At 74.8% G+C, this 15,246-nt stretch carries 14 protein-coding genes; 5 read left to right on the top strand and 9 right to left on the bottom strand.

Annotated elements, in window-relative coordinates; all coding sequences use genetic code 11:
* Positions 1–90: 90 nt before the first annotated feature.
* The 6 genes from ACF1ED_RS24895 to ACF1ED_RS24870 all read right to left on the bottom strand — a co-directional run bounded on the left by ACF1ED_RS24895 (position 91) and on the right by ACF1ED_RS24870 (position 6,233).
* On the bottom strand, positions 91–1,191 hold the full coding sequence (locus ACF1ED_RS24895) for a HesA/MoeB/ThiF family protein (RefSeq protein WP_391763977.1): 1,101 nt from the start codon (positions 1,189–1,191) through the stop codon (positions 91–93).
* Positions 1,188–2,411, bottom strand: a complete 1,224-nt coding sequence (locus ACF1ED_RS24890) for an MFS transporter (protein ID WP_391763976.1) — start codon at positions 2,409–2,411, stop codon at positions 1,188–1,190. The genes ACF1ED_RS24895 and ACF1ED_RS24890 overlap by 4 nt, the downstream gene beginning before the upstream one ends.
* 574 nt (positions 2,412–2,985) lie before the next feature.
* Positions 2,986–3,849, bottom strand: a complete 864-nt coding sequence (locus tag ACF1ED_RS24885) for a hypothetical protein (protein ID WP_391763974.1) — start codon at positions 3,847–3,849, stop codon at positions 2,986–2,988.
* On the bottom strand, positions 3,839–4,441 hold the full coding sequence (locus ACF1ED_RS24880) for a hypothetical protein (RefSeq protein WP_391763972.1): 603 nt from the start codon (positions 4,439–4,441) through the stop codon (positions 3,839–3,841). Before ACF1ED_RS24880 ends, ACF1ED_RS24885 begins: the two co-directional genes overlap by 11 nt.
* A 150-nt stretch (positions 4,442–4,591) precedes the next feature.
* Positions 4,592–5,686 (bottom strand): ABC transporter substrate-binding protein, encoded by a 1,095-nt coding sequence (locus ACF1ED_RS24875; protein WP_391763971.1) that lies wholly within the window; start codon positions 5,684–5,686, stop codon positions 4,592–4,594.
* Positions 5,687–5,849: 163 nt separating this feature from the next.
* Entirely contained in the window at positions 5,850–6,233 is a 384-nt protein-coding gene (locus ACF1ED_RS24870; RefSeq protein ID WP_391763969.1) for an ArsR/SmtB family transcription factor, read from the bottom strand.
* Between the two features lie 94 nt (positions 6,234–6,327).
* Between ACF1ED_RS24870 and ACF1ED_RS24865 the strand changes: the two genes are divergently transcribed.
* Positions 6,328–8,352, top strand: a complete 2,025-nt coding sequence (locus ACF1ED_RS24865) for a heavy metal translocating P-type ATPase (protein WP_391763967.1) — start codon at positions 6,328–6,330, stop codon at positions 8,350–8,352.
* On the opposite strand, the gene ACF1ED_RS24860 is transcribed toward ACF1ED_RS24865, so the two are convergent.
* Positions 8,297–9,043, bottom strand: a complete 747-nt coding sequence (locus ACF1ED_RS24860; RefSeq protein WP_391763965.1) for a TetR/AcrR family transcriptional regulator — start codon at positions 9,041–9,043, stop codon at positions 8,297–8,299. The two genes, ACF1ED_RS24865 and ACF1ED_RS24860, sit on opposite strands and share 56 nt — an antisense overlap.
* Positions 9,044–9,170: 127 nt before the next feature.
* On the opposite strand from ACF1ED_RS24860, the gene ACF1ED_RS24855 reads away from it, so the two are divergent.
* From ACF1ED_RS24855 to pucL, 3 genes are all read left to right on the top strand, one after another.
* The gene (locus ACF1ED_RS24855) at positions 9,171–10,385 is read left to right on the top strand and encodes a saccharopine dehydrogenase family protein (RefSeq protein ID WP_391763963.1); all 1,215 of its coding nucleotides are present in this window, start codon (positions 9,171–9,173) and stop codon (positions 10,383–10,385) included.
* A 51-nt stretch (positions 10,386–10,436) separates the two neighbouring features.
* On the top strand, positions 10,437–11,612 hold the full coding sequence (locus tag ACF1ED_RS24850; RefSeq protein WP_391763961.1) for a winged helix DNA-binding domain-containing protein: 1,176 nt from the start codon (positions 10,437–10,439) through the stop codon (positions 11,610–11,612).
* 223 nt (positions 11,613–11,835) lie between these two features.
* On the top strand, positions 11,836–12,756 hold the full coding sequence (pucL, locus tag ACF1ED_RS24845; RefSeq protein ID WP_391763959.1) for a factor-independent urate hydroxylase: 921 nt from the start codon (positions 11,836–11,838) through the stop codon (positions 12,754–12,756).
* A 10-nt stretch (positions 12,757–12,766) separates the two neighbouring features.
* Here pucL and crcB (ACF1ED_RS24840) read toward each other — a convergent pair whose 3' ends face one another.
* Together crcB (ACF1ED_RS24840) and crcB (ACF1ED_RS24835) are read right to left on the bottom strand one after the other, a co-directional pair.
* A complete protein-coding gene (gene crcB, locus ACF1ED_RS24840; protein WP_391763957.1) occupies positions 12,767–13,114 on the bottom strand; it encodes a fluoride efflux transporter CrcB in 348 nt (115 codons plus the stop codon).
* A complete protein-coding gene (gene crcB, locus ACF1ED_RS24835) occupies positions 13,111–13,524 on the bottom strand; it encodes a fluoride efflux transporter CrcB (protein WP_391763955.1) in 414 nt (137 codons plus the stop codon). Before crcB (ACF1ED_RS24835) ends, crcB (ACF1ED_RS24840) begins: the two co-directional genes overlap by 4 nt.
* A gap of 420 nt (positions 13,525–13,944) precedes the next feature.
* Here crcB (ACF1ED_RS24835) and ACF1ED_RS24830 point away from each other — a divergent pair, with 420 nt between their 5' ends.
* Positions 13,945–15,204 (top strand): IS701 family transposase, encoded by a 1,260-nt coding sequence (locus ACF1ED_RS24830; protein ID WP_391763953.1) that lies wholly within the window; start codon positions 13,945–13,947, stop codon positions 15,202–15,204.
* Positions 15,205–15,246: the final 42 nt, after the last annotated feature.

Below are 15,246 nucleotides of genomic sequence, written 5' to 3'. Positions count from 1 at the left end.
TGCCCCTCGGGTCTCCTCCGCCCCCGGCGCCGGCGGCGGCCCCGGGCCGCCGGCACCCGCCGGCCGCCCGCACCTGGGGGGGGCGCCCCGCTAGGCCGCGCCGCTCAGGGCCTCCTCGCGCGCGCCCGTGCCGCACGAGCCGCCCGTGCCGCACGAGCCGCAGGCGGTGTTCCGCTCGTACTCCTCCGTCTGGACGCCGTAGTCGAGGGAGTCGAGGAGCAGCTTGGTGCCCAGGGACCGGGCCGGCAGGCCGAGGAGGAAGCGCAGGGTGTCGTTGACGGCGGCGGCCGAGACCATGGCGTTGAGCGGGCCGTAGCTCGGGGCCTGGTAGGCGCGGTTGTAGTCGGTGAAGTCGGTGGTCTCCAGGTCGCCGCCGTTGAACGAGGCCAGGCCGGTGTCGGCGAAGTGGCACTCCAGGCAGGCCGTGCGGCCGGGCACGACGAGCGGGCCGACGACGCCCATCGTGTCGAGGTAGCCGGCGCAGGTGTAGGGGACGCCGGTCCGGACCGACGCTTCGTTCAGCCAGCGGTGGACGTCCTGCGGGGTGTCGGCGGAGAGGATGACGAGGTCGCAGTCGGCGAAGTGCCGGACGGCGAAGTCGGGGCCGTCGAAGACGCCGTCGACGACGTCGACGCGGACCTCGGTGTTGCGTTCGGCGACGCGGCGGGCCAGGGCCTCCACCTTCGGGGTGCCGACGTCGCCCTCGGTGTAGAGGAACTGGCGGGTGAGGTTCGTGGTCTCCACGACGTCCGCGTCGGCGACGACCAGCCGGCCGACGCCCGCCGCGGCCAGCATCATCGCCACGTTGCTGCCGATGCCGCCCGCGCCGATGAGCCCGACGGTGCTGTTCCGGATGACGGCCATCGGGTCGCCCTCGAAGCCCGCGACGCCGAAGTAGAGGCGGTGGCGGCTGTAGCGCTCCTCCCGGTCGACCCAGTGCGTGGTGAGCACACCGGCGCAGCGGAGCTCGGAGAGGAGCCGGCCGGCCTCTTCGGCGTCCAGGCCGGAGTGGGCGGTCACGGTGGCGAGCGCCTCCGCCTCGGGGACGGGCCGGGAGAAGGCGGACAGGACGTGCCGGAGGTAGTCGGGGGCGTCCTCGACGGCCAGCGCCGCGGGCGGCATGAGGCCGACCATGAGGTCCTTGCCCGGCTGCAGGACGGAGAGTCCCTGCCGCAGGTTGATCGAAGTCATCGGGTGCCTCCGTGGGCCGCCGCGGAGGCGGTCGCGTTCGGGGTGGACGGGGTGCGGGAGGTGCTCGGGGGCGCGGTCTCGGCGCGCGGGGTCAGCAGCCGTCCCCCGCCGAGGACGAGCAGGGCCGCGGCGACCGAGAAGACGGTGAGGAAGACGGCCGCCCCGGGCGGTCCGGCCAGGGCGAGCACGGCGCTCACCACGGCGACGGAGACCGGCTGGACGGCGGATTCCAGCGACTGGACGGCGGTCATCGTCTGGCCCAGGTGCTCCATCGGGACGCGCTCCTGGATGAGGTTGGAGCGGGAGACCGCGTAGACCATGCCGCAGAGGTTCACGACGAGCATCGCCGTCGCGGCGCCGATCCAGGAGGGGACGGCGAAGAGCGCGGAGCCCAGGGCCATCCAGAGGGCGGCCCGCCGCATCACGGGTTCCTTGGGCCGGTCGGCGAGGCGCTGGCAGATCAGGGTGCCGAGGAAGAGGCCGGCTCCGGCGGCGCTCGTCACGATGCCGGCCTCGGTGGGCCCGTCGCCGTACACGTCCCGTACGGCGAAGACGGCCAGGGTGCCGAGGGGCGCGTACACGACGGCCACGGCGGCGATCGAGCCCGTGAACCGTCCGGCGCCCTCGGCCCGGCGGAACCAGGTGAGACCGTCGAGGAGGCTCTTCCGGATGGGGGCGGTGGAGGCGTTCCCCGGCGTGGTCGGGACGCCGATGGTGAGGACGACGGCGGCGATGGCCAGGAAGGTGAGGCTGTCGAGCAGCATCAGCACGTCGGCCGAGGTGACCTGGAGCAGGAACCCGCCGGCGGCGGGGCCGAGGACCGAGGCGGACGTCCAGGCGCTGGCGAAGGCCGCGTTCACCTTGCTGCGGCGGTCCCCGTACACGCGGGGGACGGTGACGAAGGTGGCCGTGCGGGCGAACAGGTCGACGGTGTTCATCGCGTACGCGACGAGGCCGATCAGCCAGACGGCGGCGACGGACGCGCCGGCGGCGAGCGGGATCGTCAGGACGAGGCCGGCCTGGAGGAGGTAGGCCCACAGCATCATCGCGCGGGGCGACCTGCGGTCGGCGAGCACACCGACGAGGGGGCCGGGAAACGCCTTGGGCAGCTGGGTGGCGAGGGCCACGCCGCCCATCGCGGCGAAGGAGTGCGTCCGGTCGAAGACGAGAAGGGGAAGGACGATGTTGAAGACGCCGTTCCCGAAGGCGTTGACCCACATTCCGGCGAAATGGCGGCGGAATCTGGAGTCATGCCAGATGGATTTCACATCGGACGGTTCCGCGCTCTTCGTTTCCGTGTGCACCATGGGCTGTTCCGCCTCCGGACGAACTCTGGATCTGGGATGGAAGCTGGGGTGGGAATGCGAGGGGGAGCCGCTGCCGCGGGCCGGGAACCGGGGTCGTTCCCGGCCCGCGAGGCGACGACTGCTAGTTGAAGGCGCGGCCCGAGACGGCGCGGGCGGCGACGACCTTGATGATCTTCAGCATGATGACTCCCTGAGTGATTCCGTGGTTTCCCGGGATTTTCTCCCGGCGCCGCCTCCGTTTGTTGGCGACGAGTTAATGATGTCCCGCCGCCGAACCCCGAGGAAGGGGTTCCGATTGGCATCAAACGCACCCGGCAGGAAGCTGCCGGAGATGAAATCGGAAATCGCCGGAAAAGGCGTCCGGGAAACGCGAAGGCCCCCCGTGCTAAAGGCTCGGGGGGCCGGCGGAGGACGCGTACGGCGCTCTATTCAGGGCTCTCTTCAGGTCCTCTTCAGGTCCTCTTCAGGGCTCCGTCCAGGGCTCCGTTCAGCGCTTCCGGAAGGAACGCAGGAGGCGCGCCGTGTGCCGTTCGGCGCCAGGGTCGAGGACGAACAGCGGCAGGGCGTGGACGGCGTGGTGCCAGAAGGAGATGCCCATCGTCGCCTTGATGGAGGCGTGGAAGGCGAGGGAGGAAAGCCCCACGGCACGGGGGCGTCCGCGCAGCGCGAACTGCGCCGCGGGGAAGAGGAGTTCGAAGGCGAGCGTGGCGGCGCTGGCGGCGGCCGCCACGGTCACCGGCCGCCGGCTGAGCCACTTGCCGGCCCGGTTGCCCAGCTCGGCCCAGCTGCCGCGCAGGGTACGGCCGTCGGCCCAGGCGGGCCCGCTCAGCAGCACCTTGGAGAGCCCGGACTGGAAGTACAGGCAGCCGTAGTAGAGCCGCATGGCGAGCAGCACGGCGGTGTCGACGCCGGGCGACGGCGCCTCGTCGCCCGTACCGTCGTCCGCCCCCTCGCCGACGGCTCCGGCGAGGCTGCCGCGCGAGTCGGTCAGGGAAAGCAGCAGCAGGTAGACGTTGAGGTTGGAGTTGTAGTTCCAGGCCCGCTGGTCGAACTGCGCGACGTGCCGCTGCACGGCGGCGAAGGAGACGTTGGCCGCGAACTTGAGGGCCTTGCTCTCGGCGCCGAGCGTCCAGGCGGCCGTCGACACGAACGCGAGCCGCCGCAGGGCCTCGTACTGCTCGGCGCTCAGCCGCCGGGGGGCCGGGCCGCCCCCGCCGTCCTCCTTCCGGCTCCACTCGTCGACGAGGGCGTCGCCGGGCGGCAGGTGCCGGAGCGTGTTCAGAATCGCCAGGCCGGTGGTGAGCCGGGCCAGTGCGAGGCGCTGGCGCGCCCCGGTGTTCTCAGGCGGCATGCCCCGCCCCCTCCTTCCCGGCCTCCTCGACGAGGGGCTCGACGAACCGCCACAGCGGCGCTTCCGTCCGATCGGCCACGACGCCTTCGGGGTCGTACCGGTGGACCAGCTCGGCCGAGGTCACCTCGGTCCGGTCGAAGGGCGAGCAGGTCCGGAAGTCGACCTCGACGAAGTACAGCTCCATCGCGACGAACCGCCGCCCGGGCCCTGCCGAGAACGACGCCCTCACCTCGTCCCAGGCCCGCCACCCGCGCCGGTTCAGCCGCTCCAGTGCCTGCCGGCAGAACCGGTCCCGGACCTCGGCGTCGTCCTGTGCGTGGAAGACCCGCTCCAGGACGGACACCACCCGGAAGAACTCCAGCGGCAGCAGCGACCACGGGTCGGTGGGGCCGACGGCCTCGCCGTCGTCCGTGAGGAGCCGGACGCGCATCTGCAGGGCCCGGTCACGCTTGTGGTAGGCGAACATGTTGAAGGTGCAGAACGGCCACCGGTTGGTGTTGAGGACCGTGTGCACCACCTGGCCGGCGAGATAGACGGACGTCCCCGCGAGGATCGCCCGGCTCAGCAGCTCGGCCCGGGGTACTGGGGACACGTGTGCTCTCTTTCGACGGGACGCGTGCGCCGCCCATGCCGGCGCACACTGCGGTCACCGCCGAGTCTCGGCACCCGCCCGCCCGGACGGAACCCGCGCCCGCTGGCATGAACCGCCCCTGGCACCGTCCTGCCGGGCGAGGCCCTCCCGCTACCCGGGTGCGCCGCGGCGGAGGGCGCGGAAGCGGGTGGGGTCGGCCGGGTCGCGGTCGGTGACCTGGAGCGGGGGGTCGGCCCACTGCCACACGGGGGAGCCTCCGGGGCGGGTGAAGCGGATCTTTCCCCGGGTGCCCTCCACGACGACGTGCGGCCAGGAGGCGGTGACGGCCTCGCGGTCGGGGCCGTGGGAGCGGAGGGCCTCGGCGAGGACGGTGACCGTGTCGTGGCCTTCGAGGGCCACGAAGGAGGGGTCCGCGCCCAGCCGTTCGCGGAGGGCCGCCGTCACCCGGGCGCCGAGGGGGGTCGGGTCGGCGGGGAGGTAGCGGAGGAAGGGGACCGCGCCGCCGTCGCCGCCCAGGAGTTCCGCCCACTCGGCGAACTCCGGCTGGCCGGCCGGCGCGCCGATGAGGAGACCCGCGAGCCGGGGGTCCCGGCGTACGGCCCTGACGAGCGGGACCGCCGGATCCGGGAAGCCCGTCAGGAGGAGCAGCGCCGTCGCGTCCCCGGCGGCCAGCGCGTCGCGGAGCGCCTCGGGGGGCAGGGCGCGGGCGTCGAGTTCGGTGACGGTGCCGCCGTGCGGGGCCAGGTGCGCGCGGAGGACGCGGGTGCCCGCCGCCCAGTAGGCGCTCGGCTCGGTGGCCACCGCGACGCGGGTGTGGCCGGCGGCGAGGAGGAAGTCCGCGTAGACGCGCCAGCCGCGGGACTGCGGCGGGGCCAGCCGCGCGACCCGGTCCGTCGGCCGCTCGGTGAGCGCGTCGATCACCGCCGAGGAGCAGAGGAAGGGCAGGCCGAGGGCGTCGGCCCGGGCGGCCGCGGCGCGGGCGACGACGCTGTGGTACTCCCCCGCCAGGGCCGCCACGCCGAGGCCGGCGAGTTCGTCCACGGCCGCCTCGGCCCGGCGCGGGTCGGCCGCGGTGTCCCTGACCAGGAGTTCGAGGGGCCTCCCGCCGATCCCCCCGGTGCCGCCGACCTCCTCGGCGGCCAGTTCGAGACCGGCGAGCAGGTGCCGTCCGGCCTCCGTCCAGCCGGGGCGGCTCAGCGGGGCGAGGACGCCGATCCGGACGGGGGGCGAGGGCGGTGCGCTCATGGGCGGGAGCTCCCGTGGGGTGGTTCAGGCGGTACGTACGGTTCTCTCCCATTCTTCGTACGCCGCCGGGCGCGCGGTCCCGCGGCGCGCCGCCGCCCTCCGCGGAACGCCGGAGCGCCGGGCGCCGGGGCGTCCGGTCGGGCGGAGCGGTCGGGCGGAGCGGTCAGGCCGAGCGGTCCGCCGGGGGCTCCGCGGCGGTGTCGCGGACGCCGAGGCGGAGGTGCTCCACGTGGTAGAGCGCCTGGTCGAGGAGTTCGGCGACGTGGTTGTCGTACAGGGCGTAGACGATCGAGCGGCCGTGGCGCTCGCCGGTGACCAGGCCGAGGTTGCGCAGCAGGCGCAACTGGTGGGAGCAGGCGGAGGGTTCCATGCCGACGGCCTCGGCGAGGTCGCCGACCGCGCAGGGGCCTTCCTGGAGCCTGGCGAGGATGTACAGGCGGGACGGGGTGGCGAGGGCCTGGAGGGTGGCGGCGACGTCGGCGGTGCCGACGGCGTCGAGCCGCTCGCGGGGGGTGGCGGCGGTGGCGGCGTCGATTCCGTGGCCCATGGGGCCATCATACGGATGACACATGAATAGGTGTTCAGGTGTTCCGGTATGGTGAAGGTGTCGATGCCGCCTGCCCGCGAAGGGTCGCCCCGTCATGCCTTCTTCCCTGGATCGGCGCCCCGTCCCCGCGCCGGCCCCCTCCCCGGCCCCCTCACCCGCTCCGGCGCCCCGCCGCACGCGCGCGTACGCCCTGCCCGAGGTGCGGTGGGCGGCGGCGGCGCTGGGGCTGTTCCTCCTCGCCCTCCCCCCGTACCTGCTCGGCGGCCCGGCCTGGCTGTGGGGGACGCTCTTCGCCGCCGCCTACGCCACCGGCGGGTGGGAGCCGGGCTGGGAGGGGCTCAAGGCGCTGCGGGAGCGGACGCTCGACGTGGACCTGCTGATGGTCGTCGCCGCGCTCGGCGCCGCCGCGATCGGCCAGGTCCTGGACGGCGCGCTGCTCATCGTCATCTTCGCGACCTCCGGCGCCCTGGAGGCGGTCGCGACCGCGCGGACGGCGGACTCGGTGCGCGGGCTGCTCGACCTGGCGCCCGCCACCGCGACCCGGCTGCTCGCCGACGGCTCGGAGGAGACCGTGGACGCGGGGCTGCTCGCGGCCGGGGACACCGTCCTGGTGCGTCCGGGCGAACGGATCGGCGCGGACGGGCGGGTCGTCGGCGGGGCGAGCGAGGTCGACCAGGCGACGATCACCGGCGAGCCGCTGCCGGTGGCCAAGGAGGCGGGCGACGAGGTCTTCGCCGGGACCGTCAACGGCACCGGCGCCCTGCGGGTGCGCGTCGGGCGCGACCCCTCGGACTCGGTCATCGCCCGGATCGTGCGGATGGTCGAGGAGGCGTCGCGGACCAAGGCGCCCACACAGCTGTTCATCGAGAAGGTCGAGCAGCGGTACTCGGTGTCGATGGTCCTCGCGACCCTCGCCGTCTTCGGCGTCCCGCTCGCCTTCGGCGACGACCTGACGTCCGCGCTGCTGCGGGCGATGACCTTCATGATCGTCGCCTCGCCCTGCGCGGTGGTCCTCTCCACCATGCCGCCGCTGCTGTCCGCGATCGCCAACGCCGGCCGGCACGGCGTCCTCGCCAAGTCCGCCGTGGTCATGGAGCGCCTGGGGCAGGTCGACGCCGTCGCGCTCGACAAGACCGGCACCCTCACCGAGGGCACCCCGCGCGTCACCGACGTCCGCCCGCTGCCCGGCGGCGGCCTGGACGCCGACGCCCTGCTCCGGCTCGCCGCCTCGGCCGAGCACCCCAGCGAGCACCCGCTGGCCCGCGCCGTCGTCGGCGCCGCCCGGGAGCGCGGCCTCGCCCTGGCCCCCGCCGACGACTTCGCCGCCGCTCCCGGGCGGGGCGTCACCGCCACCGTCGAGGGCCGGCGGATCGAGATCGGCTCCCCCGCCCGCCTGCTGCCCGGAGACGGCCACGCGCGCGTACGACCCGACGGCGACCACGCGCGCGTGGTCCCCGAGGACGGCCACGCGCGCGTGGTGCGGGAGCTGGAGGAGGAGGGGAGCACCGCGATGGTGGTGGTGTGCGACGGGAGGGCCGTGGGCGTCCTCGGGGTCGCCGACCGGCTCCGCCCCGACGCCGCCGCGACCGTCGCCGCGCTCACCCGGCTGACCGGCCGCGCCCCGACGCTGCTGACCGGCGACAACGAGCGGGCCGCGCGGCGCGTGGCCGGGCGGGTCGGCATCACCGACGTGCGCGCCGGGCTGCTGCCCGAGGAGAAGGTGGCCGCGGTGCGGGCCTGGGAGGCGGAGGGCCGCCGGGTGCTGGTCGTCGGCGACGGCGTGAACGACGCTCCGGCGCTGGCCGCCGCCCACTGCGGGATCGCGATGGGCCGGGCCGGTTCGGACCTGGCCCTGGAGACCGCCGACGCCGTCGTCGTGCGCGACGAGCTGGCCGCCGTACCCGCGGTCGTCGCCCTCTCCCGCGCCGCGCACCGGCTGGTCGTCCAGAACCTGGTGATCGCGGGCGCGTTCATCGCCGTCCTCGTCGCCTGGGACCTGCTGGGGACCCTGCCGCTGCCCCTGGGCGTGGCCGGCCACGAGGGCTCCACCGTCCTGGTGGGCCTCAACGGCCTGCGTCTGCTCCGCGCGTCGGCCTGGCCCCGCCCGGAAGGGAGCTGAGGACCGCCGCCGCGCTGTCCAGGAGCATCTCCAGGGCCGCCGGGTAGGCGCTGGTGTTCATGCGGGCGACCAGGCGCGGCGCGGTGGCGGCGATGTGCGGGTGGGTGGCGGCGGGGAGGCGGGCGTAGGTGGCCTGCCAGACGGCCTCGTCCGCCGCGCGGGCGCCGTGCGGGAGGGCGAGGGCCGCCGCGTCGAGCGCGGCGAAGGCGAGGGCCTGGTCGATGAAGGCGTGGTAGACGCGGACCGCCTCGGCGTCGGGGAGTCCCGCGGTGCGCAGGACGCCGAGGATCGCCTCGTCGGCGGCGATCTCGTGGGACCGGCCGCTGACCCGGCTGGCGGTGAGGATCGCCGCCTGCGGGTGGGCGAGGTAGGCGGAGTGCACGCGCAGGCCGAGTTCGCGGAGGTCGGCCCGCCAGTCGCCGGTGGGCGCCCAGCCGCGCAGGGCGCGGCCGGCGAGTTCGTCGCCGACGGCGAGGAGGAGGTCGTCGGTGCCCCGGAAGTAGCGGTAGAGGCTGCTGGGGTCGGCGCCGATGGCCGCGCCGAGCCTGCGCACGGTCAGCCCCTCCCTGCCGTGCTCCTGGAGCATGCGCAGGGCGGTCTCGATGTAGAGCCGCTCCGAGAGGACGACCCCTCCCGCCTTGACGGGCTTTCTGCGGCGCCGCTCCCCCTCGGGGACCACTTTCTTAGCCATGGGCACCCACTTTCCCTCGCCTTCCCAGGTTATGCCAACGCCGTTGACCGGTATCGCGGCGGACGGCTTTCATGGGCGCACTCCCGGGATCCGTCTTGTTTCCTGACGATGAAGGTGGTTTGTCACCATGCGTGTCCTGCTCGTCGGTGCCGGTGGTGTGGGGACCGCCGTCACCCGGATCGCCGCCCGCCGCTCCTTCCTCGGCCACATGGTGGTGGCCGACTACGACGTGTCCCGCGCCGAGGCGGCCGTCGCCGCGCTCGGCGAGTCGGCCGGCGGCCGGTTCAGCGCCGCCCGGATCGACGCCTCCGACCGGGCGGCGGTGACCGCCCTCCTGGAGCGCGAGCGCTGCGACGTCCTGCTGAACGCGACCGACCCGCGGTTCGTGATGCCGCTCTTCGAGGCCGCGCTGGAGGCCGGGACGCACTACCTGGACATGGCGATGTCGCTGTCCCGGCCGCACCCGGAGCGCCCGTACGAGGAGTGCGGGGTGAAGCTGGGCGACGCGCAGTTCGAGCGGGCCGCGCGGTGGGAGGAGGCCGGGCGCCTCGCGCTCGTCGGCCTCGGCGTGGAGCCGGGCCTGTCGGACGTCTTCGCGCGGTACGCCGCCGAGGAACTCTTCGACGCCGTCGAGGAGATCGGCGTCCGCGACGGCGCGAACCTCACCGTCGACGGCTACGGCTTCGCGCCCTCGTTCTCCATCTGGACGACCATCGAGGAGTGCCTGAACCCGCCGGTGGTCTGGGAGGCGGACCGGGGCTGGTTCACCACCCCGCCGTTCAGCGAGCCCGAGGTCTTCGACTTCCCCGAGGGCATCGGCCCGGTGGAGTGCGTGAACGTGGAGCACGAGGAGGTGCTGCTGATCCCCCGCTGGGTGGACGCCCGCCGGGTCACGTTCAAGTACGGCCTCGGCGAGGAGTTCATCCGGACGCTGAAGGAGCTGCACCGGGTGGGCCTCGACCGTACGGAGCCGGTGACGCTCCCGGACGGGACGCGGGTCTCGCCCCGGGACGTGGTCGCGGCCTGCCTGCCCGACCCGGCGACCCTGGGCGACCGGATGCGCGGCAAGACCTGCGCCGGCACCTGGGTGAAGGGCACCAAGGACGGGGCGCCGCGCGAGGTGTACCTGTACCACGTGGTCGACAACGAGTGGTCGATGCGCGAGTACGGCTCCCAGGCCGTCGTCTGGCAGACCGCCGTCAACCCGGTCGTCGCGCTCGAACTCCTCGCCACCGGCGTCTGGTCCGGCTGCGGCGTCCTCGGCGCCGAGGCCCTCGACCCGCGCCCCTTCCTGGACCTCCTCACGGAGTACGGGTCCCCCTGGGGGCTGCGCGAGCAGTGACCGCCCGTGGCGCGGGGGCCGTTGTCGGACCCCCGCGCCACAATCGGAGCCATGACCGCGACCGCGTCCCCGCCCGCCCTCACCGCCCGCGCGCTCAACCGGGCCACGCTCGCCCGCCAGTTGCTGCTCGCGCGGGAGCCGGTCGCCGTCGAGGAGGCGGTCCGGCGGATGGTGGCGCTCCAGGCCCAGCAGCCGGGCTCGCCGTACGTGGCGCTGTGGAACCGGGTGGCGGGCTTCGACCCGGCCGCCCTCGACGGGGCGATCGAGGGCTTCCGGCTGGTCCGTTCGACGCTGATGCGGATCACCCTGCACCTCGTGCGCGCCGAGGACTACCGCCCCTTCCGGGCGGCGGTGGAGCCGACGCTGCGCGGGAGCCGGCTGCGCGACCGGCGGTTCACCGGCACCGGGATCACGCCGGACGGCGCCGACGCGCTGCTGCCGGAGCTCCTGGCGTACGCGGACCGGCCCCGCACGGGTGAGGAACTGCGGCTCCGGGCCGAGGAGTTGTGGGGCGGCGGGAGCCTCACCCCGGCGGCGGGACGGATGCTGCGGCAGTACGCGCCGCTGTGGCACGCGCCGGGCGGCCCGCCCTGGCAGTACGCCGCCTCCCCCGGTTTCGTCGCCTCCGGCCCCGCGCCGGTGCCGACGGGCCCGGAAGCGGCGGCCGAGGGCCTGGAGGCGCTGGCCGGCCGCTATCTCGCGGGCTTCGGCCCCGCGTCGGCGGCGGACCTGGGCCAGTTCGGCCTCGTCCAGCGCGGCCGGGCCCGCGCGGCGCTCGACGCGCTGGTCACACAGGGCGCGGCGGAGGTCCTGGCCGGTCCGGACGGCACGGTGCTGTACGACCTGCCGGGAGCGGCCCGCCCGGACGGGGGGACGCCGGCCCCGCCGCGGCTGATGGCGATGTGGGACAGCACCCTGCTCGCGTACGCCGACCGGAGCCGGATCGTCCCCGACGCGTACCGCCGGCACGTCATACGGATCAACGGCGACGTGCTGCCGACGCTGCTGGTCGACGGGTACGTGGCGGGGGCCTGGCGGCCCGTCGGGGGCGGTGTCGAGGCGGCCGCCTTCCACCCGCTGACGCCCGGCGACTGGGCCGGGCTCGCGGCCGAGGCGGCCTCGCTGGGGAGGCTGCTCGCCGGGCGCGACCCGCGGGTCTACGGCCGCTACGACCACTGGTGGGCGAAGGGCCTGCCGGCGGCCGAGACCCGGCTGCTGCCGTACTGACCGCGCCCGGCCGCGGATCCGCCCGCGCCCTCCCCCCATTGCCAGTGGACGGGAAGGCCCTTATCTTCGAGCCACCACCTACGGACCGGGATGCTCGTCAGTCCCGGGGCGGTCCGCCGTTCACGGGCCGGACGGCGGGGAGCGCACGACCGCGGGACGCGGGCGCGCTGGACGCCGGGCGTACGGGATATCCGTATCCGCGTACCCGCAGGAGCTGAACCGCATGAGCAAGCACGTCCTGGCCCAGAACCAGTACGGCAAGGCCGAGAACCGCATCGTCAGGATCGCCCGCAGGGGCGGCGAGGACGGCGCCTGGCACGAGATCCGCGACCTGAACGTGTCGGTGGCGCTGCGCGGCGAGTACCGCGACGTCCACCTGACCGGCGACAACGGCAACTGCCTGCCGACCGACACCACCAAGAACACGGTCTACGCCTTCGCCAAGGAGCACGGCATCGCCTCCCCCGAGGCGTTCGCGATCCTCCTCGCCAAGCACTTCGTGACCTCCCAGGAGGTGATCCGGGAGGCGCAGATCCGCGTCGAGGAGTTCGCCTGGGAGCGGATCCCGGTCCCGACCCGCAAGGAGCAGCACTCCTTCGTCCGCCAGGGCCAGGAGGTGCGCACCGCGCAGGTCACCTACAGCGAGGCCACCGGCCTCCAGGTGCTGTCCGGCCTGAAGGACCTGACCGTGATGAACTCGACCAACTCCGAGTTCCACGGCTTCATCAAGGACGAGTACACGACGCTCCAGGAGGCGTACGACCGGATCCTGGCCACCAAGGTCACCGCCCGCTGGGCGAACTCGGCCACGGCGGCCGCGGACCCGGAGCACGACTGGGACCGCTCCTACCTGAAGGCCCGCCGCCACATGCTGGAGGCGTTCGCGGAGACGTACAGCTACTCGCTCCAGCAGACCCTGCACGCGATGGCCTGCCGGGTCCTCGACCACGTGCCCACCGTCAACGAGGTGCGGCTCAACCTGCCGAACAAGCACCACTTCCTGGTGGACCTGGAGCCCTTCGGCCTGAAGAACGACAACGAGGTGTACTTCGCGGCCGACCGCATGTACGGCCTCATCGAGGGCACCGTCCACCGCGACGGCGTCCAGCCGGTGATCGCCACCTCGGACTGGATCACCGCCTAGCCGCGGGCGGTCAGCCCGCCGCCGTCGCGCCGAGCCAGGCGGCCCCGAGCCCGGCGGCCAGGCTGACCAGCACGTAGAGGACGGCGCGGCCCTTCGCGCCGTCCTCGTACAGCTTCAGCGTCTCGTACGAGAACGTCGAGTACGTGGTGAGGGCGCCGCACAGGCCGGTGCCCAGGAGCAGCCGCGCGTCCGCCGAGGCCAGGCCCGTCACCAGGCCGAGGACGAGGGAGCCCGAGACGTTCACGGCGAGGGTGCCCCAGGGGAAGCCCGGTCCGAAGCGGCCCTTGGCCGCGAGGTCCACGAAGTACCGCAGGGGCGCCCCGACGGCGGCGCCGGCGACGACGAGCAGCCAGTTCACGCGCCCTCCGCCCGGCCGCGCACGAGGCTCCGCGTGAGGGCGCTCGCGGCCCAGACGGCGGCCAGGGCGGCGAGGAGCGTCCCGCCGAAGTAGCACAGCCCCCGGACCGCGTGACCGGTGCTCAGCAGCCGCTGGGTGTCCACCGCGTAGGTGGAGAAGGTGGTGAAGCCGCCGCAGATCCCGGGGCCGAGGAAGGGCCGCAGCAGGTGGGGGGCGGTACGGAACTCGGTGAGCAGCACCATGACGACGCCGAGCACGGCGCAGCCCGACGCGTTCACGAGGAGAACCGTCCAGGGGAGGCCGCCGGCCGGGACGGGCCACAGGAGCGTGGCGCCGTAGCGCGCGGCAGCACCGATCGCGCCGCCGGCGGAGACCGCCAGGGCGACCGGCAGCTGACCGCGCGCGTCCACGGCCCCAGGGTACGGGGGGCCGTCGGAGCGAGGCGCACGGGCGCGGACCCGGCCTGGGGCATTAACCGGACCCCGCCCGTGTCGCCTCGCTCTGCGATGGTCCGGCGACGGAGCGCGACGGGTCAAAGCGCGTCCGGCGAGTCTGTCAGCTCATCCGGAGGGGTGTGGCCGGACCACCACCCGGGGCCCCGGAGGGTGGTCCGGGGGCACTCCCGGGGCGCCCCGGGGCCCTGCCGGGGCCCCGCGCGGCCCCGCCGGAGGAGCGAGAGGCCCAGGTCAGGGGCGGGACGGTGGTCCGGCCACCATCCGGCGGCCGTTTCGGGTGCCGGGTCCACCTCGCCGGGGCGCGGGTGGACGGGAGACGGTGGAGTGGCAGCGGGAGCAGCTGCGCAACCCTCGGGCAGGACGGGCAGGAGTGTCGTGAGTACATCCGTCGCAATCAAGCGCGGGACGGCCGTCGTGGCCGTCCCTCCGACCGTGCCGCGCCCCCGGGTCCGCGCCGTGCCCCGGGCCGCCGCGCCCCGTCCCGGCGAGGACGTCTACACCGAGCTGACCTCCGCGCTCTTCTCCGGCTTCGCCCGCCGCGACCAGCGGCTGAAGGCGGAGCAGTACCTGCACGGGCTGCTGACCGCGCAGGGCCGCAAGTCGATCCGGAACATCGCCGCGCAGATCGGCGGGCCGGCCGCCGAGCAGAGCCTGCACCACTTCATCTCCAGCTCCACCTGGGACTGGCAGCCGATGCGGGCCGCGCTCGGGCGGTTCCTGGAGCGCGGCGGACACCCGCAGGCGTGGGTGGTGCGGCCGATGCCGATCCCGAAGGCCGGGGAGCACTCGGTGGGCGTGGACCGGCGCTTCGACCCCGAGCGCGGGCAGGTCTTCCAGGGCCAGCAGGCGTTCGGCGTGTGGTTCGCCGGCGAGGAGCTGAGCGCGCCGGTCAACTGGCGGCTGTTCCTGCCGGACCCGTGGGTGAAGGACCGCACGCGGCGCGACCGCGCGGAGGTCCCCGACGAGGCCGGCGAGGAGACGCTGGAGGAGTGCGCGGTCGCGGCCGCCCTCGACACCGCCCGCTGGACCGACATCACCCGCAAGCCGGTGCTCCTGGACATCCGGGGCGGCGCGGGCCGGGCGGCGCTGACCCGGCTCGCCGCGGCCGGGGTGCCGGTGGTGGCGCGGATCGGGGCCGGTTCGCGGCTGGCCATCGCCGACCGCTCGCTGCCCGGCTTCGGCGCGGGCCCGCTGCCCGCCGCGCAGATCCTGGAGTCCCTGAAGGGGCTGCGCCGGCCGGTGAGCTGGGTGGACACGGTGGGCGGCGCGCGGACCTCGCGGACCTCGCTGGCCACCGCCGTGCGGGTCGCGCTGCCCTCCCCCGGCGGGGAGCGGATGCGGCCGCTGATGCTGCTCGGCGAGTGGGACGACCCGCGCCGGGGCCCGGCCCGGGTGTGGATCAGCGACCTGACGCAGGCGACGGTCGGTTCGCTGCTGCGGCTGACGAAGCTCGCGCAGCGGGTGGACCGGGACTTCGCGGCCGTCGGCGAGGAGGCGGGGCTGCGGGACTTCGTGGGCCGCTCCTACCGGGGCTGGCACCGGCACATCACGCTGGCCTCGGCCGCGCACACGGCGACGGTGCTCGGCTCGGCGTGGGACGCGACGGGCTACGGCACGCGGCGCGCGGCCGGCTGACGCCCGGCGGGCCGCCGCGCTCCTCCCTCCCTGCCGGATCCC

Source organism: Streptomyces sp. NPDC014656, assembly GCF_043084305.1.
In the GTDB taxonomy this organism is placed as follows: Bacteria; Actinomycetota; Actinomycetes; order Streptomycetales; family Streptomycetaceae; genus Streptomyces.
The sequence above is the reverse complement of the archived record's forward strand: the minus strand, read 5'-3'. Positions and strand labels throughout refer to the sequence as shown.